General features: G+C 65.2%; 29 protein-coding genes. 12 read left to right on the forward strand and 17 right to left on the reverse strand.

Annotated elements, in window-relative coordinates; translation table 11 throughout:
• Positions 1 to 124: 124 nt before the first annotated feature.
• The gene (locus tag G6P88_RS15225; RefSeq protein ID WP_165323927.1) at positions 125 to 1,402 is read right to left on the reverse strand and encodes a glutamate-5-semialdehyde dehydrogenase; all 1,278 of its coding nucleotides are present in this window, start codon (positions 1,400 to 1,402) and stop codon (positions 125 to 127) included.
• Positions 1,403 to 1,478: 76 nt separating this feature from the next.
• Between G6P88_RS15225 and G6P88_RS15230 the strand changes: the two genes are divergently transcribed.
• A complete protein-coding gene (locus G6P88_RS15230; RefSeq protein WP_226946594.1) occupies positions 1,479 to 2,570 on the forward strand; it encodes a DUF3667 domain-containing protein in 1,092 nt (363 codons plus the stop codon).
• 6 nt (positions 2,571 to 2,576) lie between these two features.
• Here G6P88_RS15230 and G6P88_RS15235 read toward each other — a convergent pair whose 3' ends face one another.
• The 3 genes from G6P88_RS15235 to G6P88_RS15245 all read right to left on the reverse strand — a co-directional run bounded on the left by G6P88_RS15235 (position 2,577) and on the right by G6P88_RS15245 (position 3,528).
• Entirely contained in the window at positions 2,577 to 2,912 is a 336-nt protein-coding gene (locus G6P88_RS15235) for a hypothetical protein (protein WP_165323928.1), read from the reverse strand.
• A 64-nt stretch (positions 2,913 to 2,976) separates the two neighbouring features.
• On the reverse strand, positions 2,977 to 3,159 hold the full coding sequence (locus tag G6P88_RS15240; protein ID WP_165323929.1) for a DUF1328 domain-containing protein: 183 nt from the start codon (positions 3,157 to 3,159) through the stop codon (positions 2,977 to 2,979).
• Between the two features lie 84 nt (positions 3,160 to 3,243).
• Complete coding sequence (locus G6P88_RS15245; RefSeq protein ID WP_165323930.1) at positions 3,244 to 3,528, reverse strand: BolA family protein; 285 nt, start codon at positions 3,526 to 3,528, stop codon at positions 3,244 to 3,246.
• 39 nt (positions 3,529 to 3,567) lie between these two features.
• Between G6P88_RS15245 and G6P88_RS15250 the strand changes: the two genes are divergently transcribed.
• From G6P88_RS15250 to cobT, 4 genes are read left to right on the forward strand one after another with little or no spacing between them, the layout of a single operon-like run.
• Positions 3,568 to 4,170: a J domain-containing protein gene (locus G6P88_RS15250; RefSeq protein WP_165323931.1), complete on the forward strand. Its 603-nt coding sequence runs from the start codon at positions 3,568 to 3,570 to the stop codon at positions 4,168 to 4,170.
• Positions 4,171 to 4,199: 29 nt separating this feature from the next.
• Positions 4,200 to 5,204, forward strand: a complete 1,005-nt coding sequence (gene cobS / locus G6P88_RS15255; protein ID WP_165323932.1) for a cobaltochelatase subunit CobS — start codon at positions 4,200 to 4,202, stop codon at positions 5,202 to 5,204.
• Positions 5,201 to 5,977: a tyrosine-protein phosphatase gene (locus tag G6P88_RS15260; protein WP_165323933.1), complete on the forward strand. Its 777-nt coding sequence runs from the start codon at positions 5,201 to 5,203 to the stop codon at positions 5,975 to 5,977. The genes cobS and G6P88_RS15260 overlap by 4 nt, the downstream gene beginning before the upstream one ends.
• Positions 5,977 to 7,815 (forward strand): cobaltochelatase subunit CobT, encoded by a 1,839-nt coding sequence (cobT, locus tag G6P88_RS15265; RefSeq protein ID WP_165323934.1) that lies wholly within the window; start codon positions 5,977 to 5,979, stop codon positions 7,813 to 7,815. Before G6P88_RS15260 ends, cobT begins: the two co-directional genes overlap by 1 nt.
• Before the next feature lie 271 nt (positions 7,816 to 8,086).
• On the opposite strand, the gene G6P88_RS15270 is transcribed toward cobT, so the two are convergent.
• On the reverse strand, positions 8,087 to 8,479 hold the full coding sequence (locus G6P88_RS15270; protein ID WP_165323935.1) for a glycine zipper 2TM domain-containing protein: 393 nt from the start codon (positions 8,477 to 8,479) through the stop codon (positions 8,087 to 8,089).
• A 203-nt stretch (positions 8,480 to 8,682) separates the two neighbouring features.
• On the opposite strand from G6P88_RS15270, the gene G6P88_RS15275 reads away from it, so the two are divergent.
• Positions 8,683 to 9,630: an esterase-like activity of phytase family protein gene (locus tag G6P88_RS15275; RefSeq protein ID WP_165323936.1), complete on the forward strand. Its 948-nt coding sequence runs from the start codon at positions 8,683 to 8,685 to the stop codon at positions 9,628 to 9,630.
• Between the two features lie 81 nt (positions 9,631 to 9,711).
• Here G6P88_RS15275 and rpmB read toward each other — a convergent pair whose 3' ends face one another.
• Positions 9,712 to 10,002 (reverse strand): 50S ribosomal protein L28, encoded by a 291-nt coding sequence (gene rpmB / locus G6P88_RS15280; protein WP_165323937.1) that lies wholly within the window; start codon positions 10,000 to 10,002, stop codon positions 9,712 to 9,714.
• Between the two features lie 160 nt (positions 10,003 to 10,162).
• Here rpmB and G6P88_RS15285 point away from each other — a divergent pair, with 160 nt between their 5' ends.
• The 5 genes from G6P88_RS15285 to G6P88_RS15305 all read left to right on the forward strand — a co-directional run bounded on the left by G6P88_RS15285 (position 10,163) and on the right by G6P88_RS15305 (position 13,379).
• Entirely contained in the window at positions 10,163 to 10,477 is a 315-nt protein-coding gene (locus G6P88_RS15285) for a hypothetical protein (RefSeq protein WP_226946595.1), read from the forward strand.
• Positions 10,478 to 10,633: 156 nt separating this feature from the next.
• Entirely contained in the window at positions 10,634 to 11,086 is a 453-nt protein-coding gene (locus G6P88_RS15290; RefSeq protein WP_165323938.1) for a nucleoside deaminase, read from the forward strand.
• A gap of 37 nt (positions 11,087 to 11,123) precedes the next feature.
• The gene (locus G6P88_RS15295; RefSeq protein WP_206335787.1) at positions 11,124 to 12,464 is read left to right on the forward strand and encodes a hemolysin family protein; all 1,341 of its coding nucleotides are present in this window, start codon (positions 11,124 to 11,126) and stop codon (positions 12,462 to 12,464) included.
• Positions 12,465 to 12,493: 29 nt separating this feature from the next.
• Positions 12,494 to 12,937 (forward strand): HU family DNA-binding protein, encoded by a 444-nt coding sequence (locus G6P88_RS20460; protein WP_282097764.1) that lies wholly within the window; start codon positions 12,494 to 12,496, stop codon positions 12,935 to 12,937.
• Positions 12,938 to 13,046: 109 nt separating this feature from the next.
• Complete coding sequence (locus G6P88_RS15305; RefSeq protein ID WP_165325229.1) at positions 13,047 to 13,379, forward strand: hypothetical protein; 333 nt, start codon at positions 13,047 to 13,049, stop codon at positions 13,377 to 13,379.
• On the opposite strand, the gene G6P88_RS15310 is transcribed toward G6P88_RS15305, so the two are convergent.
• The 6 genes from G6P88_RS15310 to G6P88_RS15335 all read right to left on the reverse strand — a co-directional run bounded on the left by G6P88_RS15310 (position 13,365) and on the right by G6P88_RS15335 (position 21,174).
• Positions 13,365 to 13,886: a MarR family winged helix-turn-helix transcriptional regulator gene (locus tag G6P88_RS15310; protein WP_206335788.1), complete on the reverse strand. Its 522-nt coding sequence runs from the start codon at positions 13,884 to 13,886 to the stop codon at positions 13,365 to 13,367. The genes G6P88_RS15305 and G6P88_RS15310 overlap by 15 nt on opposite strands.
• Before the next feature lie 197 nt (positions 13,887 to 14,083).
• Positions 14,084 to 15,244, reverse strand: a complete 1,161-nt coding sequence (locus tag G6P88_RS15315; RefSeq protein WP_165323940.1) for a pyridoxal phosphate-dependent aminotransferase — start codon at positions 15,242 to 15,244, stop codon at positions 14,084 to 14,086.
• Between the two features lie 22 nt (positions 15,245 to 15,266).
• Positions 15,267 to 15,653 carry a RidA family protein gene (locus G6P88_RS15320; RefSeq protein WP_165323941.1) on the reverse strand — a complete coding sequence of 129 codons (387 nt, stop codon included), beginning with the start codon at positions 15,651 to 15,653 and terminating at the stop codon, positions 15,267 to 15,269.
• A 3-nt stretch (positions 15,654 to 15,656) separates the two neighbouring features.
• On the reverse strand, positions 15,657 to 16,574 hold the full coding sequence (locus tag G6P88_RS15325; protein ID WP_165323942.1) for a bile acid:sodium symporter family protein: 918 nt from the start codon (positions 16,572 to 16,574) through the stop codon (positions 15,657 to 15,659).
• A gap of 235 nt (positions 16,575 to 16,809) precedes the next feature.
• The gene (locus G6P88_RS15330) at positions 16,810 to 20,187 is read right to left on the reverse strand and encodes a glycosyltransferase (RefSeq protein ID WP_165323943.1); all 3,378 of its coding nucleotides are present in this window, start codon (positions 20,185 to 20,187) and stop codon (positions 16,810 to 16,812) included.
• A gap of 81 nt (positions 20,188 to 20,268) precedes the next feature.
• Entirely contained in the window at positions 20,269 to 21,174 is a 906-nt protein-coding gene (locus tag G6P88_RS15335) for a sugar phosphate isomerase/epimerase family protein (RefSeq protein ID WP_165323944.1), read from the reverse strand.
• Positions 21,175 to 21,335: 161 nt separating this feature from the next.
• Here G6P88_RS15335 and G6P88_RS15340 point away from each other — a divergent pair, with 161 nt between their 5' ends.
• Complete coding sequence (locus tag G6P88_RS15340; protein ID WP_165323945.1) at positions 21,336 to 21,914, forward strand: TetR/AcrR family transcriptional regulator; 579 nt, start codon at positions 21,336 to 21,338, stop codon at positions 21,912 to 21,914.
• Positions 21,915 to 21,942: 28 nt separating this feature from the next.
• Here the strand turns inward: G6P88_RS15340 and G6P88_RS15345 are convergent, their stop codons facing one another.
• From G6P88_RS15345 to G6P88_RS15365, 5 genes are all read right to left on the reverse strand, one after another.
• Positions 21,943 to 22,161 (reverse strand): hypothetical protein, encoded by a 219-nt coding sequence (locus G6P88_RS15345; RefSeq protein WP_165323946.1) that lies wholly within the window; start codon positions 22,159 to 22,161, stop codon positions 21,943 to 21,945.
• A gap of 65 nt (positions 22,162 to 22,226) precedes the next feature.
• Positions 22,227 to 22,433, reverse strand: a complete 207-nt coding sequence (locus G6P88_RS15350) for a cold-shock protein (RefSeq protein WP_165323947.1) — start codon at positions 22,431 to 22,433, stop codon at positions 22,227 to 22,229.
• A gap of 333 nt (positions 22,434 to 22,766) precedes the next feature.
• Positions 22,767 to 24,512 (reverse strand): FAD-dependent oxidoreductase, encoded by a 1,746-nt coding sequence (locus G6P88_RS15355; RefSeq protein WP_165323948.1) that lies wholly within the window; start codon positions 24,510 to 24,512, stop codon positions 22,767 to 22,769.
• An 84-nt stretch (positions 24,513 to 24,596) separates the two neighbouring features.
• Positions 24,597 to 25,421 carry an IclR family transcriptional regulator gene (locus G6P88_RS15360; RefSeq protein ID WP_165323949.1) on the reverse strand — a complete coding sequence of 275 codons (825 nt, stop codon included), beginning with the start codon at positions 25,419 to 25,421 and terminating at the stop codon, positions 24,597 to 24,599.
• 37 nt (positions 25,422 to 25,458) lie between these two features.
• Complete coding sequence (locus tag G6P88_RS15365; RefSeq protein WP_165323950.1) at positions 25,459 to 25,932, reverse strand: Lrp/AsnC family transcriptional regulator; 474 nt, start codon at positions 25,930 to 25,932, stop codon at positions 25,459 to 25,461.
• Between the last annotated feature and the right edge of the window lie 6 nt (positions 25,933 to 25,938).

Here is a 25,938-nt window from a genome sequence, read left to right on the forward strand (position 1 = left end):
GCAAGCCGTGGGTGAACCTTTGTTGAACGTTGCCGCCGCGCAGAGGTTGCGACCGACCGCCAGACCTTACTCGGCAGCGCGCTTTTCCGTTGCTCGATGGGGTCTTATGACGTCCGGCCGACGATCAGGGGCGCAACTGGCCTGTCCCGCGCACGACCCATTTATAAGTCGTGAGACCCTCCAGCGCGACTGGGCCGCGCGCGTGCAGGCGACCGGTCGAGATGCCGATCTCCGCGCCCAGGCCGAACTCACCGCCATCGGCGAACTGGGTCGATGCATTGTGCATGACGATGGCGCTGTCCACGCCGGCGATGAAGCGCTCGGCGGTCGCCTGATCCTCGGTCACGATGGCGTCGGTGTGGCGCGAACTGTGTCGGTCGATATGCGCCATTGCGCCCTCGACGCCGTCGACGAAGGCGACGGAGACGATGGCATCGAGATATTCGATATCCCAGTCTGCGTCGGTCGCATGCGTCACGCGCGGATCGAGAGCCACTATGGCGCTATCGCCGCGAACCTCGCAGCCGGCATCGAGAAGGGCCGCGACGATGGCCCCGGCCTCGCCATAGGCGCGGTCGATGAGGATTGTCTCGGTTGCACCGCAAATGCCGGTTCTGCGCATCTTGGCATTGACCGCAAGCGGCAGCGCCTTGGCCGGATCGGCCGCGCCGTCGATATAGAGATGGACGATGCCGTCGAGATGGGCGAGCACCGGCACCCGCGCCTCTTCCTGCACGCGCGCGACCAGGCTCTTGCCGCCCCGCGGAACGATGATGTCGATCAGACCCTGGGCCTTGAGCATCGCGCCCACGGCCGCCCGGTCGGTCACGGGGACGAGCTGGATTGCGGCCTCGGGCAGGCCTGCGGCACGCAGGCCTTCCAGCATGGCGCCGTGGAGAGCGCGATTGGTTTCGGTCGCTTCCGATCCGCCGCGCAGGATGCAGGCATTGCCGGACATCAGGCTGAGCGCCCCGGCATCGGCGGTGACGTTGGGCCGGCTCTCATAGATGATACCGATCACGCCCAGCGGCACGCGGACGCGCTGGAGCAGCATGCCGTTCGGGCGGCGGCTCTCGTCGATGATCTGTCCGACCGGGTCGGGCAAGGAAGCAACGGCTTCGAGCGCGGCGGCGATGCCCTCCAGCCGCACTTCATCCAGCGAAAGCCGGTCGATCATCGCGCCGGTCAGCCCATTGGCACGAGCCCGCTCCACATCCACATGGTTGGCGGAAAGGATGGGCTCTGCCGTCCGGCGCATCGCAGCGGCCGCTTCGATCAGGGCCTGTGCCTTCCGGCTGGTCGGCACGGCTGCAAGGGCGGCCGCAGCTTCGCGTGCGCGGCGACCCATCGACGTGACGAGGGCAGTGGGATCGGTGGCGGACAGGGCGCTCAGTTCGGTCATGCGCGCGCCGTAGCACAAAGCGACGAGCCGCCCAAAGCCACTCGCACTTGGCCTGCGGCAATGCTAACTTTCAACGATGTCGGGGGAATTCGAAGCAGTGGCGGATATCGCCACCGGGGGCATCGTAGCGCGAACCGTGGCCGGTGCGTCCGGCCACGCCGGCCATGAGGCGGGTCACGGAACGGTTTGCCTGAACTGCGGCACGGAACTGATCGGGCCGCATTGCCATCGCTGTGGTCAGTCGGGCCATGTCCACCGGACGGCGGGCGCCCTGTTCCACGACATCGCCCATGGCGTTTTCCATTTCGAAGGGCGCACCTGGCACACCGTGCCATTGCTCTTCTGGCGTCCCGGGGAACTGACCCGGCGCTATATCCGCGGCGAGCGCGTCAATTTCGTCTCTCCGATGGCGCTGTTCCTGTTCTCGGTGTTCCTGATGGTGGCCGTGTTCGGGCTGGTCGGAGGGCCGTTCGGCTCGATGCGATTCGACGGCGACCCCGTGAAGCTTGCCGAAGCGCGGACCGAGGCGGCGCAGGAACTGGCGGGCGTCGAGAAGCAGATCGCGACGCTCACCGCCGAGAAGCAGGCGCGCCGGGCGCGGGGCGAAAAGACTGCCGATCTCAACGAGAGGCTGGGGGATCTCCGATCGGAGCAGGCCGCATTGCGGCTGGTAACGACCGGGCAGATACGCCCGCCAAAGGCGAGCGATGTCGAGGGACTGAAGCTGAACATCGATACCGGTGTCCCGGCGATCGACCTGGCGCTGCAGCATCTGACCCGCAATCCGGAGCTGACCGCGTACAAGATGCAGTCGAGCGCCTATAAATTCTCCTGGGCGCTCATCCCGATCTCTTTGCCGTTCATCTGGCTGCTGTTCGCCTTCCGCCGCGATGTAGGGCTTTACGATCATGCGGTCTTCGCCACCTACTCGCTGGCGGCGATGACGCTGATGGTGATCGGTCTGAGCCTGGTTGCCGGGCTGGGCGTGGGGACGGCGCTCACGCCTCTGGTGATGCTCTTGTTCCCGCCCTGGCACATGTATCGGCAGCTCAAGGGCGCTTATGGTCTGAGTCGCTTCGGCGCCCTGTGGCGCATGATCGCACTCATCATCTCGGCCTACACGTCGGCGTTGATCTTCGTGGTCATGCTGCTGGCAATGGGCGCCTGAGGGCCCTCATTTGGGCAGGCGGCAGGCGGGCAGCTTCAGCTTGACCAGATCGGCGCAAGGACGCACCTGAACCGATCCGTCGAGACCGATGAAGGTGGCGTAGGCCGCGCCGCGGTCGCACTGAACCGTCCACATCTCGAGATTTTTGTAGGCCTGCTGATAGGCCACCGGGCCAATCTTGCGGCAATATTGGCCCTCGTCGAGCACCGCGCGACGCAAGGTGGCCCGCTGCTGTAGCGGCGACAGCTTCTTGAGCTGGTCGCTGAACCCGTTGGATGCCGCCTGTGCGGCGACCGTAGAGAGCGAGAACGCGGCGGCTGCCGCAAGGAATACGATCTTCATCCTATCGCCATAGCGTAAGCCGCAGCGCTCGCCCAGCGGCGAGGGCTGCGGCCCGCTGTCGCGCTTAGAGGCTGTCGCTGATCTTCTTGCCGGCGAAGAGCGCCAGCAAAGCGAAGATCACGAACAGCGCGATCGCGACGAAGAACAGAATCTTGGCGAGGCCGACGAAGGCGCCACCGACGCCGCCGAAGCCCATGGCGCCGAGCACCAGCCCGACGACGAGGAAGATTAGCGCCCATTTCAGCATGATATGTCTCCGCTTCCGATGTGCGTGGGAAACGGAGCAAGGGCGTCGAAAGTTCCTGCGGCGAAATCAGCTCTTCGACCGAAATCATTCTGCCGGCGCGCTGGCCTTGATCGCGAGCGCATGGACCTTGTCGCGCAGCAGGTCCGCCAATGCCGCGTTCACCGCGCGCTGCCGGGCGACACGGTTCTGCCCCACGAACAGGGGACTCTCGATCTCGACGGTGAAATGGCTCTCGCCCGAACCGTCATGGCCCGCATGACCGCGGTGCTTCTCGCTGTCGTCGATCACGGCCAGCCGGGTTGGGGAGAGTGCCTCGGTGAGGCGGGCGGTTATTTCTGTGGCTACGGGGCCCATGGGAGTCTGGCTCATATCGCCTATATAGAGGGTTTGGATCGAACGAGGCCAGAATTGAGCGAAGAATTTACCGCCCGCAAATCGCGGGCGCGTTTCCATGGTCGGGTCGAGGACAGCCGCCGGCTATGTGCGGAGCCGGGTTGCAACGGCCCCGGCGAATTTCGCGCCCCCGTCCCGGGTGGGCGCCGCCCCGGCTTCGACGGGCCCGGCGACTGGCGCTTTCTCTGCCTCGATCATATCCGGGCGTTTAACAGCGGCTATAATTTCTTCACGGGCATGAGCACCGAGGAGATCGAAGCAGAGCAGACATCTTATGGCGGATGGGACCGTGAGACGCGGGCTTTCACGCCCGGGGCCGGGGCCGCTCCGCGCTGGGGCGATTTCGTCGATCCGCTCGACGCGATCGGTGCCCGATTCGCACGCGCGGCCGATCGCGAGAGGCGCGACGGACGCCCCCTTTCGGAATCGGATCGCCAGGCGTTGAAGATCATGGGGCTCGACAAGGATGCCGACCGCAGGGCCCTTCGGACACGTTACGCCGAACTGGTAAGGCGCTATCACCCTGACAGAAATGGCGGGGACCGAAGTCATGAGAAGGCTTTGCAGGACGTGATTTCGGCTTATACGCAACTCAAAGGCCGCCCGGCCTTCGCTTAAGCAGCAAAGTTGATCCCAAAGGCACAGCTATGACCGATCTGCCCAACGTCCTGCCCGACAGCCGCACCGCGACGGTGCTGGAGGCGCCCGACCGGAAGGTGAAGGTGCGCGAGTTGTTCGGCATCGATATCGACATGGAAGTGCCGGCCTTCTCCGAATCCGACGAGCGCGTTCCCGATATCGATCCGGCCTATGTGTTCGACCCGGACACCACGCTCGCCATCCTTGCCGGCTTTGCGCACAACCGCCGCGTGATGGTGCAGGGCTATCATGGCACCGGCAAGTCGAGCCATATCGAGCAGGTCGCCGCCCGCCTGAAGTGGCCGTGCATCCGTATCAATCTCGACGCCCATATCAGCCGCATCGATCTGGTCGGGCGCGACGCGATCGTGCTGCGCGACGGGCATCAGGTGACCGAGTTCCGCGAAGGTCTGCTGCCCTGGGCGCTGCAGACGCCGACCGCACTGGTCTTCGACGAATATGACGCCGGTCGCCCCGACGTGATGTTCGTGATCCAGCGCGTGCTGGAGACCGAGGGCAAGCTGACCCTGCTCGACCAGAATCGCGTGATCCGTCCCAATCCCTGGTTCCGCCTGTTCGCGACTGCGAACACGGTCGGCCTCGGCGATACCACGGGCCTTTATCATGGCACCCAGCAGATCAACCAGGGCCAGATGGACCGCTGGAACATCGTCGTCACGCTCAACTATCTGCCAGCGGCGACGGAGGCACAGATCGTGCTCGCCAAGTCGGGCGAATATGACAAGCCCGACGGGAAGAAGACCGTCGAAGACATGGTCAAGGTCGCCGACATGACCCGCCAAGGCTTCATCGCCGGCGACATCTCGACCGTGATGAGCCCCCGCACCGTGATCAGCTGGGCGCAGAACACCCTCATCTTCAACGATGTCGGTTTCGCCTTCCGTCTGTCCTTCCTGAACAAGTGCGACGAGAGCGAACGGCCGCTCGTGGCTGAGTACTATCAGCGGGTGTTCGGTAAGGATCTGCCGGAGAGCGTCGTCGGCAAGGCATGACCGCCACGCTCGATCTCTCGCCGCTGCTGCCGCTCGAAGGTGGGTTCAACCTGCGCGACATGGGCGGCTACCCGACCGTCGATGGACGAACCGTTCGGCGCGGGCTGCTCTACCGGTCGGGGGTGATGTCCTATCTGACCGAAGCCGACGAGAGGTACCTCGCGTCGCTCAGCATAGCGACGGTGTGCGATCTGCGGCGCGGGGGCGAACGCAAACGCCACCCGTCGAGCTGGTGCGAGCGGGCGGGCGTTTTCTACTGGACGCGCGATTATACCGAAAGCAGCGGCGTGCTGGGTGAGTTGCTGCGCGGCACCTTGGCCGATGCGGCGGCGGTTCGCGCCAAGATGCTGCACCTCTATACCGAACTGCTGGTCGACCATGCCCCTTCCTACCGCTTCCTGTTCGAGCGGCTGGCGGGCGGGCAGGTGCCGCTGCTGTTCAACTGCTCGGCCGGCAAGGACCGCACGGGCGTGGCCGCGGCACTGATCCTGTCGATGCTGGGCGTTCCGCGCGAAACGGTGTTGGACGATTATCTGCTGACCAACCGTTTCGCCGATTTCAGCCGGCTGTTCGACGCATCACGCGGTGGATATGACCAATATGAAGCGGTCGATCCCGACGTGCTCCGTCCCTTGCTGGCGGCCGACGCCGACTATCTCGACGCCATGTACGACAGTCTGGATCGCGATCATGGCGGGCTGGACGCCTATCTGCTGACAATCGGCGTCGATCGCGAGGCACAGCGGATTATCCGGGAAAGGTTGCTGGACTGATGGCCGAACAATCGCCCATCGAGAGCTTCCGTCAGGTTCTGGGCGGCACAGCCCGTGCCATGGCGCGCGAACCTGAGCTGGAGCTCAACTTCACGGCCGAGACGCCCTCCGCCAGCTACAAGCAGATACGCGTTCCGATGCCGTCGCGTAATCTTCCGGCGCAGGCGGTGGCCGAGGCGCGAGGTTTCGCCGACGGCTTCGCACTCAAGATGCGCCATCACGATCAGGCGCTGCATGAGCGGATAGCGCCCGGAGAGCCCGTGGCCCGCGCCATCCACGACGCGGTCGAGCAGGCGCGGATCGAGGCGATCGGTTCGCGTTCGATGGAGGGGGTTCGCTCCAACCTCAATCATGCGCTCGACGTCCGCCTGCGCTCGGATCCGCTGGTGCGCGCTCGGACGCGTGACGAGGTGCCGCTGTCGACGGCCATCGGGCTGCTCGTCCGCGAGCGGCTGACCGGCCAGGCCATCCCGGCAATGGCCGAGCCCGGCCTCGGTCTCGTCCGCCAATGGATCGAGGACAAGGCCGGCAAGGATCTCGACGCGCTCCAACTCGCCTTTGACGACCAGGCCGCCTTCGCCCGGCTCGTCAGCCGCATGCTCGAGGATCTCGAACTGATCGACGGCAGCGAGGTCCCCCAGACCGATCCCGATCAGGGAGAGGACGACAGCCAGGAAGAACAGAGCGAAGGCGAGGACCAGCAGGAAGACGGCGACGACTCCGGCGGGTCGAGCGATTCGCAGATGGAGACGCGGTCCGAGCAGTCAGAGGGCGGCGACGAGGAGGGCGAGCAGCGTCAGATGGACGACGATGCGCCCACCGACATGGAGGGCGAGGTCGGCGACGACGGCGAGGAAGGGATGATGCCCGTCCGGCCTAACCGCCCGCTGTCGGATCTGCCGCCGACCTTCGACTATCACGCCTACACGACGCGTTTCGACGAAGAGATCGCCGCCACCGAATTGTGCGACGAGGAGGAATTGACCCGCCTGCGGGCCTATCTCGATCAACAGCTCGTCCACTTGCAGGGGGCGGTGACGAAGCTCGCCAACCGGCTGCAGCGCCGTCTCATGGCCCAGCAGAACCGCAGCTGGGACTTCGATCAGGAAGAGGGACTTCTCGATGCGGCGCGCCTCGCACGCGTCGTCGTCAATCCGACCCACTCGCTGAGCTACAAGATCGAGCGCGATACCGATTTCCGCGACACGATCGTCACGCTGCTGATCGATAATTCGGGTTCGATGCGCGGGCGGCCGATATCGATCGCGGCGATCTGCGCCGACATTCTCGCCCGCACCCTCGAGCGCTGTGCCGTCAAGACCGAGATCCTCGGCTTCACGACGCGTGCCTGGAAGGGGGGACAGTCGCGCGAGTCCTGGCTGGCTGCGGGGCGCCCTCCGGCCCCCGGTCGCCTCAACGACCTGCGCCATATCGTCTACAAAAAGGCCGACGAACCCTGGCGCCGCGCGCGCAAGTCGCTTGGCCTGATGATGCGCGAAGGGCTCCTCAAGGAGAATATCGACGGCGAGGCGCTGCAATGGGCGCACAACCGAATCATCGCGCGGCGCGAAGAGCGCAAGATACTGATGGTGATTTCGGATGGCGCCCCGGTCGACGACTCGACCCTGTCGGTGAACAACGGATCCTATCTCGAACGGCATCTTCGTCAGATGATCGGCTGGATCGAGAACAAATCGCCGGTCGAACTGATCGCGATCGGCATCGGGCATGACGTGACGCGCTATTATCAGCGCGCGGTCACGATCATGGACGTCGAGCAACTCGGCGGCACGATGGTCGAGCAACTGGCGGCGCTGTTCGATCTGGAGCCGCGCTGAGTATAGTTTAAGCCCTCAAGCGCCGGGCGCCGGACATCCGTCCGGCTCGGCTTACCTAATATGCGTTTTGGCCTCGCATAAGATCGGGCGCGTGTTCGCGCTTGCGGAGCCTTGCAGGCTCCGGGCTCTTCAGGCTTCGCGCTCCGAACAAGTGGAGGGCCGCCGCCTCCTCCAGCGAGACGACGACCCTCCTCCCCACAACGCCACGCGGGGAACTTGTCAGGGGGTGGGATGAGGTCCGGCGGTCTGCGCCGGACCCCTTGGGCCGCTTTTAGCAGTTGCGGTCGATCGCGCGGCCCGCGAGGGCGCCTACGCCCGCACCGAGAATGGCGCCCGTGGTGCCGTCTCCGCGGTCATAGCGGCCATTGCCGATCTCATGGCCCAGCAGGCCGCCGGCGATGGCGCCGATGATCGTGCCACCGGTGCCCTTGTCGCGGCAGCGGCCGCGATCACCACGATAATAGCCCCGGTCGCGATAATAGCCGCGATCCCGGTAATAGCCGTCCCGGCGATAGCCGCGGTCACCATAATAGCCGCGATCGCCGCGCCAGTCGCGAACCTGCTCGTAGCGGCCGCCATAATATTGGGCCTGCGCCGCCATCGGGATGGTGGCGGTAAAGACGGCGGTGGTGGCGGCAACGGCCGCGATAATCTTGCGCAACATAAGAACCTCCTTCTCGACCGTCCGTCCCTCTGGGTGGGACCCATCGGGCCAGTCGGGCCGATCGATGAGGCCCTTTTCCCATGAGTCGCGTGAGCCGAGGCTGAACGCGCCTGTTGGCGCAGGTTCATCTTCGCGCACCCCTTCGCCAGCCGCGCAGCGCAAAGCTCTTGGGTTTCCCGGGGGGCGGGGCTATTCGCGAGGTAATGAGAAAGCTGCACGCCGCACTGCTTTTCTGCCTTCTGCCCAGCTCGGCCAGCTTTCCCGAATCGTCGACCGAGCGCGTCGTTGCGACCGCGATCCCGCTCGACCCCGCTGCGCCCGAGCGACGCCGTTTCGGGCGCCTGCGCTATGTCGCAGGTTGGCATCTGACGAGCCGTCAGCGCAATTTTGGAGGCTATTCGGCACTTCATGGGGATGGCCGCCAATTTCTCGCGATTGCCGACACGGGCCAGTATCTGCGCTTCACCATGGAGGGAGGGGCGATCGTACGGACTCGATTCGGCGAACTCCCTGGCTTTCCTGGCCCATCGGGCAACAAATATGATCGCGATGCCGAATCGATGACGGTCGGCCCTGAGGGCGACGTCTGGGTGGGCTTCGAATATCGTAACGCGGTGATGCGCTACGCGTCCGATCTTTCAACGGTGCTGTCGACGGGCTGGCCCCCCGCAATGTCCGGCTGGGCGAAGAATTCCGGCGCGGAGGCGATGGTACGGCTGGACGGCGGCCGTTTCGTCATTTTCGCCGAAGGGCGGATGATCGCCCCAGGCGTCAAGGCCGCGCTGATGTTTCCCGGCGATCCGACCCAGGCGCGTAACCGACCCTATCAGTTCGGCTACAGGCCACCCGACGGATATGCGCCCAGCGATGCCGCCCTGCTTCCGGATGGTAGGATTCTCGTACTGCAGCGCAGATTCGGACTGCTCGACGGCTTCTCGGCCGCGCTGACCATCGTCGATCCGTCGCAGATAGCGCCCGGAATCACGGTGAAGGGAGAGATGCTGGGCGCATTCGCGCCGCCGCTCAATATCGACAATATGGAAGGGGTTACCGTCGCGCGTGAGGGCGGACGGACGATGATCTGGATCGTCTCGGACGATAATCAGGTGCCGATGGAACGGACTCTGCTGCTCAAATTTCGTCTGGATTGACGAGCAGTCGACACGGAAAAACCGGAGCCTCTTGCGAGGCCCCGGTCGAAATCCGTCATATTCCGCAAAAGCGGAAGAGGATCAGGCCGCAGCCTGCTGCTTCTTCGCGACGTCGCGCTTCAGGCGACGGGCGCGCAGCGAGAGCTGCTCGTCCGAGGTCTTGAGCAGCCAGTTGTCGAGGCCGCCGACATGCTCGACCGAGCGAAGGCCGTGGGTCGAGACCCGCAGCTTCACGCCCTTTCCGAGCGAGTCGGAGATCAGCGTGACGTTCTGCAGGTTGGGCAGAAAGGTCCGCTTCGTCTTGTTGTTGGCGTGGGACACGTTGTTGCCCACTTGGCGGCCCTTGCCGGTCAGCTCGCAGATGCGCGACATTGTACTTCGTCCTGAATGTTCGGGTTGCCCGGAAAGTCGCGGCGGATAACGGTCGCGAGAGGATTCGTCAACCCGCCTGACGTCCCCCGCGCGCATTCGATGCAACTGCATAACGACATGTTCGTTACACCACCTGCCCAACAGGGAGCAGGAGGAAGCCATGAACACCACTAATGAATATCGCGAACCGGCCAACCGAAGCAATGGCCTGCGCGTCGGTCTGATCGTCGCGGTCGTCGCGGTTCTCGCGATCGTCGCCGCTTTCGCCTTCGGTCTGATCGACGTCAACCAGACCCGCGAGACCAAGCTGCCGGAAGTTGCAGTGGAGGGCGGACAGGCTCCTGCCTTCGACGTCGACACCGCCAAGGTCGATGTCGACACCAAGACGACGGATATCACCGTTCCGAAGGTCGAGGTCGGCACCACCAAGGAAGAGATCAAGGTTCCGACGGTCGACGTTCAGAAGGCCAACTGAACCAGGCATCGGAATGCGTCCAGGACGCATGCCAGTGTCGATGGGATACAGGCGCCGTTCCCGCAGGGAGCGGCGCCTTGCCTATGTGACACATCGCTACGGGCTACAGCAGCTCATCAGATTTTCGCCAACGGCCGAATCGGATAGAGGGAGGGAATGACCTTTCCGCTTCCACCCGCGATGCGCCTCGCCCTCGACATGGCGGCCCGGGCGGCCGACGAGGGCGAGGTCCCCGTAGCCGCCGTAGTGGTGCTCGATGGCGAGGTCGTCGCGGCCTCGGTCAACGCAATGGCCAGGAGGCGCGATCCGACGGCCCATGCCGAGATGGAGGCCATTCGGGCGGCGTGCAGCACGCTTGGCCTGCACCGGCTCGACGGCTGCGATCTGTATGTCACCCTGGAGCCCTGCGCCATGTGTGCGGGCGCTATCTCGCATGCGCGGCTGCGGCGCCTCTATTTCGCAGCAGAAGATCCGAAGGGCGGTGCGGTGGTCAACGGGCCGCGCTTCTTCCACCAGCCGACCTGCCTCCACCGCCCCGACGTCTATGGCGGCATCGGGGACGTGGAGGCCGCGACGATGCTGCGAAACTTCTTCGCGGCGCGGCGATGATCGACATGGCCGGTTGGCAAAATCCTAAATTCACGTCATGAGCATGGGAAGCGCCATGCCGCATACAGCCCCCCTGACCCCTTTTCCCTGGTTCGACCTCGTAGTGATCGTGGCTTTGATCGCGCTCAACGGGGTCTTCGCCATGTCGGAGCTCGCGATCGTATCGGCGCGCCGGGCGCGCCTCGAGGCGATGGCGCGGTCCGGGCGGCGCGGCGCGGGGACGGCGATCCTGCTTGCAGCCGACCCCGGTAAATTCCTGTCGACGGTGCAGATCGGCATCACCCTGATCGGCATCCTTGCCGGTGCCTATTCGGGGGCGAGTCTGGGTGGACCGGTCGGCGAAAGGCTGGTGCTGGTCGGCGTGCCCGAGAGCAGCGCGGCGGAAGCCGGCTTCGTTCTGGTCATCGCCATCACGACCTTCCTCTCGCTGATCGTGGGCGAACTGGTACCGAAGCAGTTCGCGCTGCGGGCGCCGGAGCCGATCGCGGCCTTTCTCGCGGTGCCGATGCTGTGGCTCTCGCGGGTCACCGCACCGTTCGTATGGCTGCTCGACCAGACCAGTGGGCTCGTCTTCCGGATATTGGGCTTGAACCGAGAATCCGAACATCATGTGACGGCGGAGGAACTCCACCTCATCGTCGCGGAGGCTTCGTCGGCGGGCGTGATCGAGGAAAGCGAACGCGCGATCATCTCGGGTGTGGTGCGGCTTGCGGACCGGCCTGTCCGCGAGGTGATGACCCCGCGTACCGATGTCGAATGGATCGACATCAACGACGATGCCGATGCAATTCGTGCGCAACTGGCGGAGCTGCCGCACACGCGCATGCCGGTGGGAGACGGCTCGGTCGACCAGCTTCTGGGCGTCATCCATGCGCGAGACCTGGTCCGCGCGCTGCTCGGCGGGGCGGAGATCGACCTGCGCGCCATGCTCAAGAAGGGCATCGTGCTGCCGGATCATGTCGATGCGATGGACGCGTTGAAGGCCCTGCGCGAGGCGGAAGTGCCGATGGCTTTCGTTCATGACGAATATGGGCATTTCGAAGGCCTGGTCGCACCGGCCAACCTGCTCGCGGCGATTGCGGGGGAGTTTGCGTCCGACAAGGATTACGACACCGATCCGGCGGTCGTCGTGCGCGAGGACGGCAGCCTTCTCGTGTCGGGAACAGCCTCCGCGGACGCTCTTGGAGAGAGGCTCGGGCTCGATCTGCCGGAGGACCGGGACTTCGCCACCGTTGCCGGCCTTGCACTCTGGCGGCTCAAACACCTTCCCGTAACCGGTGAGTCGTTCGACTATCGCGGATGGCGTTTCGAAGTGGTGGACATGGACGGCAGACGCATCGACAAACTGCTCGTGGAGCCTTGTCCGACGGAGAATTGATCCCTCCCGGAGCGGGATTGCAGCCTCACATGGGGGCGACTCGTCGAAAAAAAGGCGCGAAAATCGATCGAGACCTGTTTTTTTCCGGATTTCGCGCGACTTTCCAATTGCTCCACAAGAAAGAGCCGCGCACAAGAGGCGCCTTGCGTCGGACCCCGGCGCAAAGGGATTTTCATCAAGCAAGACCAGGAGTGATCATGAACACTGCCGACATCGCTGGCGTTGTCGCCGCCGAACAGGGGATCGATAAGGCCGCTGCCAAGCGCGTCCTCGACGCGGCTCTCAAGGCCATCACCGACGCTGCCCAGAAGGGCGAAGAAGTTTCGCTGCCGGGCTTCGGCAAGTTCAAGGTCACCGACCGTCCCGCGCGCGAGGGCCGCAATCCGGCCACGGGTGCGACGCTGACGATCGCCGCCTCGAAGAAGATCTCCTTCACCGCCGCCAAGGCGCTCAAGGATGCGCTGAACGGCTGATCGCCTTCGGCTCTTCAGGATGAAAAGGGGCGGCAGCGATGTCGCCCCTTTTTTTGTGCTGAGACCGGCGGAGGCGGGCCCGATCGAGCGTTCGGGCGTTGGAACCACCATGCCGGATCATGTGCAGTCGAACTGGACGGGCGTCGCGCTCGTGTGCCGCAAATGCAGCAAACGCGTCGGTGGGGGCTTCGGCCCAGACGAACGCGTGCCGCTGGCAAAAGCGCTGCGGGCGCTCGGCAACCGCCGCAAGGGCCGCAAGGCCCACTATGGCGTCATCGAGACGCCCTGTCTCAAGCTTTGCCCGAAGGGCCGCGTGGTCGCCATCGACGCGCGTTCGCCTGGACGATGGCTGCTGGTGAAGCCTGGCACGCCGGTCGAGGCCGTCGCGGCCCGGCTGGGCCTGACGGGTGAGGCGGCTGAAGGCGGCCTACTCGATCGGTAGCTTCGACAGGTTGGCGCTGATCTTCTGCAAGGTGCGGAGCAACACGCCGAGATCCCGGTCGCTGACCCCTTCCATTGCCCTTACGAACTGCCGCCCCACGATCGGGGTCAGCTTGGCGAGCAACTGGCGGCCATCTTCGGTCAGCCTTACCTCGGTGACGCGGTTGTCCTCGGCATTGGGCTCGGTCGACACCAGGCCCTGTTCGGCCATGCGATCGATGATCCGGCTGACGGTCGAGCGCTTGGTAAGCGCCGCTTCGGCGATCGCGCCGATGCTGGCCGGCTGGCGTTCGCGCAGCACTGTCATAACGCGGTAGATCGGCTTGGACACGCCATGCTTGTGCAGGACCTTGTCCATGTCCTCATGATATTTGAAGTCGGCGTGCGCCATCAGGTAGAAGGGGGAGTTTTCCAGTCGGAAGCTCGGATTGCTGGGATCGTAGACGCTGCGATCCCCGGGCTCCCCACCATTCGCCCCGATCGTCTTCCTGACAGCTTCGCTCGCCAATTCCATCCACTCCGCTACGTCCGATGGCTGCGGTTCAACGATATCGTCGCAGCCAATGCCCCACCTTCGAAGAATAGACGTTCCTTCGCGCGTGTATATGCGCCAAAGGTCGAGCCTCTCCTCTTCACATCCTTACAAATCACAGCCGCAAGGAAACGGAAACCTCCCCTGCGCTGGTAATCTCCGCAAGCCTCGGCTCAGAGCGCGTTGAAGAAGTGCCCGAGGCGATCGAGCGCCTCTGTGATGCGGTCTTCCGGCTCGGAACCGAAGCAGATCCTGAGATGGCCTTCGCCGGCGGTGCCATAGAAGCTGCCCGCTTCGACCACGACATGCGCCTCATGGAGGAGACGCTCGGCGAGCTGCTGCGCGGGAATGCCGGTCGCGCTGATATCCGGGAAAGCATAGATCGTGCCCTGCGGCTCGGCGCAGCGGACCTGCGGCATCTGATTGAGGCGGCTGACGACCAGATCGCGCTTCCGGCGGTCGTCGTCTACCATCGCCTGCATCTCGGCCGCCCCATCGGTAACGGCCGCCAGTGCGCCGAACTGGATGAAGCTGTTCACATGGGTGACGGCGCTGGTCGAGATCTTGACCAGTCCCGCCACGATCTCGGGGGCTGCGACGGCATAGCCGAGCCGCCACCCGTCCATCGCATAGGCCTTGGTAAAGGCGAACAGCGAGACCGTTCGCTCGCGCATGCCCGGCAGCGACGCGATGCTGACGTGGCGAGCGCCGAAGGTGATATATTCATAGACCTCGTCCGAGACGACGATCAGGTCGTGCCGGATCGCCACATCGGCAAGCGCCTCGAGCTCCGCACGCGTATAGACGCGCCCGGTCGGATTGGCGGGATTGACCAGCACGATCATCCGCGTCGCCGGGGTGATGGCAGCATCGATCCAGTCGGCGCGGATCGCGAAGCCGTTATCGGCGTCGAGCGGCACGGTCACCACGCGCCCTCCTGCCAGCTCGATCTTGCCGACATGCTGGGGATAATAAGGATCGAGCAGGATGACTTCGTCGCCGGGGTTCACCAGCGCCATGAAGGCCGCGAAAGAGCCCTGCGTCAGGCCGTTGGTGACCAGGATCTCGTCGGGCGATGCATCTATCGCATTGAAGTCGCGCAGCTTCACGGACAGCGCCGAGCGAAGCGCCCGCTCTCCCATCATGTCGCCATAATGGACATGGCCCTCGCACAGCGCCGTGATCGCCGCCTCCTTGATCACGGCGGGGGTGTCGTGCACCGGCCTGCCGAGTTCCAGATGGATGAGGTCGTCGGCGTCCAGGCGCAGCGCCTGTTCGTACATGCCGTAGCTCTTCTTCGAGGTCCCGGTGATCCGGCTGGCCAGCTTGGTCATCGTCAATTCCTGTGGGTGTGCGTCAGGCGGCGGGGCGCCGTGCGGTGATTTCGATCTCGACCTTGGCGCCAGGTGCCGGGATGCCGTTGATCAGGGTGGTGTTCGCCGGGGGGCATGCGCCAAAGGTCTCCCGCAACACCGCCGCGACCGCCATCAGGTCGGCGGGATCGGTCAGGAAGACGCGGTTGCGCACCACATGGCGGAAGTCCGCGCCCTCGGCCGCGAGGACGCCGGCCAGCAGGCGGACGATGTTGCGGGCCTGCTCGGCTGCATCCTCTGGCATGGTGCCGGTCTCGGGATCGGGCCCGACCGTGCCAGACACATGAATATAAAGATCGTCGACCACCGCGCGCGAATAGGCGGCGAGTTCCTCGAACCGCGACCCCGAGGAAATTCGCTTCAGATCCATGTGTCAGCTCCGGTTGATGGCATCGGGAAGAACTGCATCGTCGGCCGCGCCAAGCCGTGCCGAACGCGCGCGCAGCCATGTGACGAAAGGAATGCCCACCGCCATGCCGATGAAGGTGTTGATGATCATCGGCAGCGACATGTCGTTGCGGTCGAGCAGCGTGACCGCCACGAAGATCGCGGTCGCCTCCTGACGGACGATATGTTCCATCCCGATCGCGATGCGCTCGCGGCGGCCGATGCGGGCCAGATGGCAGGCGAGGAAGGCGATCCCCAGATTGCAGATGTTCATCGCCAGGACGATCGCGAGGACGATGCCGAAGGATTGCTTCAGCGTCTCCCACTGCTGCACGACGATCATGCCGAACACGACGACGAGCACGCTGGTCGACAGCGTCTTGACGAGGGGCTCGATCCGCAGGGCGAAGGCCGGCAGGAGCTTTCGGCACAGCATCCCCGTCGCAACAGGGAAAACGGTTATCGTCAGGATCTTACTGATCGACTCCCCGACGGGAATCGTGATCGACTGGCCCTCGCCGAAAACGAAGTCGAGGCCGAAATAGGTGATGAACGGCAGGGTGAAGATATAGACCACGCTGACGAACAGGCTCATCGAAACCGAGAGCGCCACATTGCCCCGGGCGAGATCGGTCAGCAGGTTCGACAATATGCCGCCAGGGCAGGTGGCGAGCAGGATGAAGCCCATCATCAGCGCAGGTGTCGGGGCGAAGCCGATGGCGAGCGCCGTGCCGAACAGCGGCACGAGCAGCAACATGCTTCCCACACCCACCAGGAAGGCGCGACTATTCTCGACGATCCGGGCGAAATCGCGCGGCATCAGCCCGACACCCATGGAGAACATCACCAGCCAGAGGGCCGCGGGCAGGAGATACTGCTCGGCGATCGTCATGATGTCCGTCATCGCTAGTCCCCCTGTCGTCGTCCCTGCGGCATGCGTTTCGGAGATGGTCCTGCGCGGCCGCCCCGGCTGATCGTCGCCGATCGGCCGCTTGGCAAGGCAGAAATCCTCCGAAATCGGCGGCGGGGCCGCGCCGGCTGGGATGAGTTGTGGCCATATTCACATGAAATATGGTTTTATCAACCGGGAACTGTTGCGGTCCGGCGCTCTTCCCCCGGCGGAAAGATCCGCCCGGTCGTCAGGCGGCCTCGTCGAGCGGAGCGGCGATATGCATCCTGGCCGCAGGCGCTGCGCCACGCTGAAACGGAATCTGGATGACGCCGCTGCGATCGAGCTTGCCCCAGGCCACCCGGGGGCCGCGCAGCGCCGACAGGACGGCCTTGAGCACCACCGCGTAGAGAAGCTGCCGATAGCCGAAGCGCTGGGCGAGCAGGCGCAGCAGCGGCAGTCGTCCTTCCCGCCCGTCGAGCCGGTACGCGAACCAGGCGCTGGCTGCGTCGATCGCGGCGAAGGCGAGCCAGAAGCCCAGCATCGTACGAAGGTCGGTTTGCATCATGGCGAAGCCGCGATTGGACGTGCGCAGCGCCGTGTCGGCGATGCTGACGAGCAGGGCGAGGTCGATCAGCGGAGAAACCAGACCCAGGCCGATCTGGAACAGCCAGGCTTGCGGCAGACCGACCAGGGCGAGGCCGCGCGGACGCCCGCTCAGGAATATGCCGCGATGCTTCCACAGGCATTGCAGCGTGCCGAAAGCCCAGCGATAGCGCTGGCGGAACAGCGCGCGAAAGCTGTCGGGCGCCTCGGTCCAGGCGATGGCGTCGACATCGCAGGCCACGGTCCAGCCGGCGCGCTGGACCGCGATCGTCAGATCTTGGTCCTCGGCCAGGGTGTCGTGCGGATAACCGCCGACCACGTCGAGGGCGGTGCGCCGCCACGCGCCGACAGCGCCGGGCACGACGGTCACGGCTCCGAGGGCCGCGAGCGCGCGACGCTCCAGATTCTGGGCCGTCACATATTCGAGCGCCTGCCAGCGGGTGACGAGGTTGACGCGATTGCCGATCTTCGCATTTCCCGCGACCGCGCCTACCGCCGGATCGGCGAACCAGCGGACGAGCCGCGCGATGGTATCGGGTTCGAACTGGGTGTCGGCGTCGAGCGCGATCACGACCTCACCCCGGGCGATGCGAAGTCCCTCGTTCAGGGCGCGTGCCTTGCCTCCGTTCGGCAGGGTCAGCAGCGTGACGCGGGGATCCATGCCGAAGGCGTCGGTGACGATGCGAGCGGTCCGATCGGCCGAACCGTCGTCGATCACGATGACCTCGATGCGGGGGCCGGTGCTTGCGAGAACACGGCGCACCGACGCCTCGATAACTTTTTCCTCATTATAGGCGGGGATCAGGACCGACACGAAGGCGGGGACGAGATGGGCCGGCGGGCAGGGGGGCGCCGCGCGGCGCGACTGCAGCCAGGCGAGCAGGGTGAGAAGCAGCGCGCGTCCGATGCCGAGGGCGATCGCGACGGTAAAGAGCAGGCCAAGCGCCTTTCCGGCCCAGGCCACGATCCCGAACAGCGTGCGCGCGCCTTGCGCCGCGGCTTCGCGAGTCCCGGCGAGCGGGGGCATCGCCGCGTCCCGATCGAGCCCGGCAAGTCGCGAGACCGTGACGAAGGAATAACCGCGTGCCCGCAGCGCGCGGATGATGCCGGGCAGCGCTTCGACCGTCGCGCTGCGGTCTCCACCCGAATCGTGGAGGAGGACGATCTGGGTGGCCCGCCGGCCCTTGCCGGAGGCGACCTGCTCGACGGTGCGGCGCACGATGGTGTCGGCTGTCGTCGCGGTCCAGTCGAGCGGGTCGACGTTCAGGCCGATCGACAGATAGCCCATTTCCGCAGCGACCGTGGAGGCGTGGAGCTCGGCCGAGGTGTTCGGTTCGGCGTCCCCGAGATAAGGCGCGCGGAACAGGCGCATGGATCGGCCGGTATAGCTTTCCACGAGCCGCTGGGTCGTATTGATCTCGAAGCGGATCGCAGCTTCGGGAAGACGGTCGAGATCGGGATGGGTCGTCGAGTGGTTGCCCAGCTCGGACCCCTCGGCCACGATCCGGCGCAGCAGCGCGGCCTCGCCAAGCGCGTTGGCGCCGGTCACGAAGAAGGTCGCCGGGACGCCCTCGCGCTTGAGGACGTCGAGGATCTGCGGCGTCCAGCGGGGGTCGGGTCCGTCGTCGAAGGTCAGCGCGACGAGCCGGGGCTGCAGCCCGGCCCGTTGCACGACATGATGCGATGGAAGGGCGGCATAGCGGGCGCTCCGGATCAGGCCGCTCGTGTCGAGCGCGATGTCGCGCCGCCCAGGCTGCGCGCTCCTGGCCAGGCGCAGGATCTCGCCCTCTCCCAGCAACTGGACATCCTCGCGATTGGCGATGGCCTGCACGGGCGGGACCTGTCCTGACGGCGTCCCCAGGGCGCTCCAGAAGCCGGGATCTTCGCTGCCGAGACGCCAGAGGGCGATACCGCCTGCGCCGAGCTGTCGCGCGGTCTGCAGGTTGTTCCAGGCGCTCAGGGCGTCGAGCAACCACAATTGGTGAACGACGCCGTCCTTCCGGTAGACGATGTGGCTGTTGCCGGTCACGGGATCGAAGCGGGGCAGTACGCCGGCCGCTGCGGCGCGTTCCCACGCCTGGGCGACGGTTATCGGTTCGGCGACCCCGGCACCCCAGTCATAGCCGTAATTGCCGATCGCGATGGTCGCCTTGTCCGCGCCGACCGCCCTGACCGCATCGCCCACGACGCGGGCGAACCAGGGCTGTGACGCGATGGGGCCTGGCTCGCCTTCGGGCCAATGCTCGTCATAGGCCATCAGGAACAGGCGATCGACCAGCGGCGCATAGCGGCCCAAGTCCCACGCTTCGTCGCCGACGGGGGCGGCGATCGTCAGCAGCAGCCCTCGCGCAGCGAGCCTTCGCCGTGCCTCGCCGAGGAAGCGCCGATAGGCATCATGCGCGGTGGGAGGAAGGTTTTCGAAGTCCAGCACGACTCCGCGCGCATCGTCGGCAAGTGCCGCCCGCTCGATCCTGTCGATCAGCGTCGCGCGCGCCCTGCGGTCGGCGAACAGGCGCGCGCTGTTGCGGCCATCCCATCCGGTCTCGATGCCGACATTCTGCACCATGAGCAGCAGCTTCTGCCGCGTCTGCCGGCCGAGCACCTGGTGCAGGTGCGGGTCGCTTTCATGCCGCCATCGGTGACCGGCACCCGTGACCGTGGCGAGACCGGCGGCGACATAATCGAGCTCGCCGGCATGCGCGGCGAGCGACTGCCGACTCGCCGCATCCCAAGGCATGTAGAAGCCCGTGCGTTCCGGGCGTCGCATGGCGGTCGGCACCGCCCGCGGGCGTTCCGGGAGCCAGGATCCGGCGGCAGAGTCGCGGGACGCGGCCGGCATGACGAAGGGCGCGCCCGTCGATCGAAAGTCGGGAAGGGCGGGGGCCGCACGCTGGTCGAAGGTGAACAGCGCCACGCCCAGAATCAGTGCGGCCAGCAGCAGCGCGACCGAAGCTGCGCGAAACGTCCAGCGGACGAGAAACGCCCGTCTGCCGGTCGGATCATGAAAGACCTGAGATTGCACGCAGCCACCCACCCAATGCGATGGATGCAGCTATGCCCGGCAAAGATGAACGTCTGATAAAGTGTGTTCGGTTATTCTCCGTTAACCGATGGCATCCGGGCCGGGGGCGCTGGCGCGCGGGAAGAAGCGTCTTGCCGCCTCGAAGGAGCATCGAGCGGCGCTTTCCGGATCGCGGGCGCGCTGTTCTACCGACAATATCTCGACGCCCCAGGCGCCGCTATAGCCGGTTTCCGCAATGGCCTGCAGAAAGGCCGGGAGCGGCAGGTCGCCTTCCCCGCACAGGCGGCGCCGGTCGATCGTATCGTCGATGATCGAGCCCTGCTGCACCGCGTCGGCATCGTCGATTTCGACATGCAGGATGTGGGAAGCGTCCATCGCCGCGATCTCCGCAAAGTCGATCCCGCCCCGCACCATGTGCCAGATGTCGATCAGCAGGCCACCGTTGCGCCGCGCAGCGCCCGCGACGATCGCGGTGCCCGTCTTCAGATCGGCGATCGAGCTGCCCGGAAACAGCTCGATGCATATGCCGGTTCCGGCACGCGCCGCGTCGTCGCAAAGACCGGCGAAGTCCTCGATCACCCCGTCGAGCGGCCAATCGCCATTTGCGAGATCGCCGCCAACCTTGAGATGCACCGCGCCCAGGTCGGCGGCGGCGGCGAGAAGCGAGGCCCGCAGCTGGTCGGATGCCCGTCGCCGCTCGCCGGCGGCATACCAGTCGACGAGGACTTCCAGTTCGATCAGTTCCAGACCGTTCGCCGCGGCGATGCTGCGGATCTCGCGGGCGCCGAGCGTCGCCAGGAGATGCAGCACGTCCTGCGCCCCCAGCCCGATGCCGCGATAGCCGGCGCGGCTGGCGGCTTCGGCGCGGGTGGCGAAGGGAATCGGGCTCACGGTGCTCGGAGCAAAAGGGTGCACGTCGCCCGCCAAAGTAAAATAGGTGGCGACCAGCAGCGGGTCGGCCGGCAGTCGCTTCGCTGTCTCGGTCATCGGCGTCCTCTCACGTCGCGCGCCCGTGCATCCGGAACTGCGCCTGCACCCTTTCGACACGCTCCGGCCGGTCGCGCCAAGCTGGCCTTTATGCGGAGGAATGATGTTGTTGCGCTGCACCAATGACGCCATAAGCGCGGCGGAAGGAGCGTTGACCCCAGATGCCCAAGATCGTCGATCACGAAGCGCGCCGTCGGCAGGTGGCGGAGATCGCTGCGACACTGATCGCACAGCGCGGCATCGAAGGCACCAAGGTCCGCGACATCGCCGCGCTTGCGGGGTGCAGTACCTCGATCGTGTCGCACTATTTTCACAGCAAGCACGAGTTGCTGCTGTCGTCCTACCGCTTGCGCATGGAACGGACCTCGTCACGCATCGACGAGGCGACCATGGCGGGCGTTCCGTTGCAGGACATATTGTCGGCGGTATTGCCGCTCGACGAAGAGCGGATGGACAGTTGGCGTATCTGGCTGGCCTTCTGGGGGCTTGCCACCACCGACGAATCCTTCCTTGCGGAGCAGCGCCAGCGCAGCCGCGAGGCGGTCGACCTGTTCCATCGGGCGATCATTTCCAGCGGTGCCGTGACCGAAGGCGACCGGTCGCTTCTGATTGCCCAGGCTTTGTTGAGTGCGGCGGCGGGTATCGCGACCCAGGCGGTCTATGATCCCGATCGATGGTCACCCGATCGTCAGCGAGAGATATTGGCCCAGCACATAGCGGGCCTCCTGCCGCCGGGCTGACCCCGGCCGGCAGGCGATTGCCCGGCGGTCAGCCGCGCAATGAGCGCAGCGGCTGGCGCGTGACGCGACCGGTGATGACTTTCGAGCCATAGTGACGCGTGATCGCGGCACAGCCGGCGGCGTTGCTGAGCACGACCCGCGATCCACCCGAGGTAAGGGCCTCGATGGCCGTGATGCTGGCACCGATCTTGGCGCAGCTCTGGGTGATATGGTCGGGCGTGGCTTGGATGTTCACGGCTCTGGACATGACGGTTCCTCTGTAACGCGGGATGGGAAAGCGGCGGGCGTATCGCAATACGCCCGCCCCATGCATCACGCCGCCTGAAGGTTCACGGCGCTCGTCTTGCCGCGATTGTTCGTTTCCAGCTCGTAGGAGACGCGCTGATCACGATCGAGAGTGTGCATGCCAGCCCGCTCGACGGCCGAAATATGGACGAAAGCGTCGCCGCTGCCGTCTTCCGGCGCGATGAAGCCATAGCCCTTGTCGATGTTGAAGAATTTGACGGTACCGGTGATCATGGGGAGTATCCTTGTCCCATAGGCATGACGGGCATGCGCCAACAGCGGCGCATCCCGGCTTCGTGAGGCTTGAAAGGGACAAAGGGGAGCCAAAGCGGCCCGTTATCCGTCGCATACGACGTCAGCGACATCGCCATAGCCGATCGGCCGGCAAAAGGAAAGCGACGCCCCTCACACCTATTCGTGCTCCGTCTTTCCCGCGAAGGCGGGAATCCATATGCGCTGGCGCCGAACCTCTTGCGGTTCGGAGGTTATGGATCCCCGCCTTCGCGGGGATGACGGGGAGAGGCGGATGCTAAAACGTTGCCTGCCCGTCTCGGTGAGCGGGGCAGCTCAGATCGTCCCCTTCAACGCGTGGTTGGCGGCAATGTAACCGAAGGTCAGCGCCGGGCCGATCGTGCCGCCGGCGCCATAATAGGCGTTGCGGGTTGGCGCCGCGATGCAGTTGCCTGCGCCGTACAGCCCCGGGATCGGTTCACCATTTGCGGACAGCACCTGCGCATGGTGGTTGATGCGCGGCCCGCCATTTGTGTCGAGCGCGCCTGCCGCGAGGATGAAGGCATAATAGGGGCCTTCAGCCGCGAACGGATGCATGGTGAGGTTCGGATAGGGGTTGGCGCCATATGGGGTGCCTTCGCGTGCCGCCGAGAACAGCTTGTGCCACTGAACGTCGTAGAGCTGCGCGCCGCGATCGAAATCGGCATCGCGACCGGCCTTGGCGAAGCCGTCATAGCGGCGGATGCTCTCGCCGGCCGCTGCTGCGAAGCCCGGATCCAGCCTGACGCCGCCACTCCTTCCGCCGAACGAGGCCAGCTTCGCGTCGAGCCGCGTGAACAGAGCGTCCCAATTTTCGCCCTTTACCAGATAGGGGCTTTCGGACGCTTTCGCCGGCATCGGATAGGCGCCGCCGAAGCGATCCAGCGAACGCTGGTCGAACAGCATGAAGAGAAGCTGGTTGGGATATTCGTCTCGAACCGGATCATAAGCGAAATGGACGCGCGTCCGGTCATTGTAGCAGCGCTTCTCATTGACCACGCGGCGGCCATATTTGTTGAGCAACACCATGGAGTCACCCGGGAGAAAGAAGGCGCATACGCCGAGCTCGCGGCTTTCCAGCACCTCTTCGAACAGCACCTGCGTCCGCCAGGCGCCGTCCAGCGTGCCCATCGCGGCGCCCGCTGCCCCGGCGATGGAAATGAAGTCGCCGGTCGATCCCGGCATTGCGCAGGAACCGTAGAGCGCGGTCTGGTGCAGCCCGACGAGGTCGAGATTGTGGGCATAGCCGCCGGTGCCGAAGATGACCGCCTTGCGTGCGCGTATCCGGAGCGTCTTGCCATTGGCCTCCGCCTCGACGCCGACCGCTCGGCCGTCGTCCATGACGATCCGTGTGACACGGGTTTCGGTGAGGACCGGCACCTTGTTTCGTTCGAGCCAGTCGGTCAGTTGCATGGCCAGGTTACCGCCGCCCTGGCTTCCGGAGCCCGTCACAGGCTCCAGTGCGCGGCCCGTAGGAACCTTGTTCTCGGGCAGATGGTCGGCATAGTCGGGCGCCGGCTCGTCGATGCCCCACAGGCGGAACTGCTTGAAGCGCACCGCGTCCACCGTCTGCAGATGGTCGATCGCCTTGTAGCCATGGTCGTAAAAGGCTTCGATCAGGTGATAATCGGCCTCTGCCAGACCCAGCGTCGGGCTGGTCGGATCGTAGAGCTGCGGAAAGGAGAAGCGGCACATATAGGCCATCGCATCGGCCTTCTCGTCCTTCACCCCCTGAGCGCGCAGGCCGAAGTGGTTGCAGATCCAGGCGACGCCGCCGGATTTGCCGGTGGTACCGCCGAGGAAAGGCATTTTCTCCAGCAGGATGACCTTGGCGCCTGCGGAGGCCGCCGTCACGGCTGCGCTGCAGCCGGCGGCGCCGCTCCCGATGCAGACGATGTCTGCCACCTGATCCCATGCTCCGTCGGCAGCCATAGCCTGCGCCCTGGTCGGCAGGGCCGCAGCTGTGGCGGCAAGCCCTGCACCCGCCAGCAGCACGCGCCGGCTCACGCCCTGTCCCGCGCGCTCATCGCTCGATATCGTCATGGCATCCCGTCCCTTCGATTTTGCGGGACGATAGGATGGATAGGGACGTTGCGCGACTATTTCAAACGATAGTCATAAAAAAGATCAATCCGGCTGATCGCTCTGGTCGCCATCCTCATCGTCGACCTCTGCAGGGTCGGATGGCTTCTGGAATGCATCGCGGTTGGCGAGATGAAAGGCGCTGACCTGCTCGCGCATCGCCCGGACGATATCGGACTTGGCTTTGGCGATACGGTCGACCAGTCCGCCCACGCCGATCGCGAGGCGGACGCCGTACATCGTCTGGCCCAGCGGCATGGCGATCGCCGACAGGCCGGGGTCGGGACGGTTCTCATGGTGCGCATAGCCGATCTGCCTGATCCAGCGGATATCCTGCATCAGGTGGTCGAGGCTGTGCGCCTCGCCTTCGCCCATCCGGTAATAATGGGAATAGCGGAAGATCTTCTCGATCTGGCGATCCTTCATCTGGCTGAGCAGGGCGAGGCCCGCCGCCGAATCGATCATCGGGCGCATGACCCCTTCGCGCGGCACCGACTTGAAGTCGTGCGATGGCTCGCGGAACAGCACATATTGGATGTAGAGGTCGTTCTCGGTGGCGAGCCCCACCGTTTCGTCGGTGATCCGCTGCAGTCCTTCGACCAGATCGCGATAGGCTGGATCGGCGACGATATGGCCGGTCAGCCAGTTGCCGAGCGCGCTGACCTGCGTTGTCGGCAAATAGGTCCGGCTGTGGCGGCTGTAGTTGAGATAGCCGCTCATCACCATGCTCTTGAGCAGGGTGGTCGTGCTCGACTGCGGATAGCCCAGGGCGGTGTGGATCTCGTTGAGCCGCAGCGGGCGGCGCAGATCGGCGAAGAGTTCGAGCACCTCGAACGCCCTCGATGCCGACTTGACCGTCCTGCGTCGCATACTGTCCCTCAGCCCTTCATCGGCACCAACGGCATGGTCATGCCTTGAAGGTCTTCAGAACGAAACTGGACTCTATGTGAGCGATGCCGCTGGCGCGCGTGAGGGTCGCCAGCAGCTCGCGATAATGGGCCAGGTCGCGGACGAAGGCGTGGAGGAGATAGTCGTTCGTTCCGCTCATCAGATAGCCGGCTACGACCTGGGGTAGGCCCTCGACCAGCTTTTCGATGCTCTCCAGTATCTCGCTGGTCTGGCGTTCGAGTTTCACCGAGATGAACACCGGCATCGAACCGATCAGTGCGCTTCGATCGACCTTCGCGGCATAGCCGATGATCACGCCCGATTGTTCGAGCTTGCGCACCCGCCGAAGCGTAGGGGTGAGGGACAGGCCGATCTCGGCGGCCAGGTCGCTCCAGCTCAGCCGGCCATCGCGCTCGAGCGCCGCGACGATCTTCATGTCGTAGCGATCGAGCCGCGCGGCTGGCGGCGTCTCGCCGTCGGTCTGTCCCCCCATGGTCGC

It is taken from the genome of Rhizorhabdus phycosphaerae (genome assembly GCF_011044255.1).
Taxonomy (GTDB): Bacteria; Pseudomonadota; Alphaproteobacteria; order Sphingomonadales; family Sphingomonadaceae; genus Rhizorhabdus; species Rhizorhabdus phycosphaerae.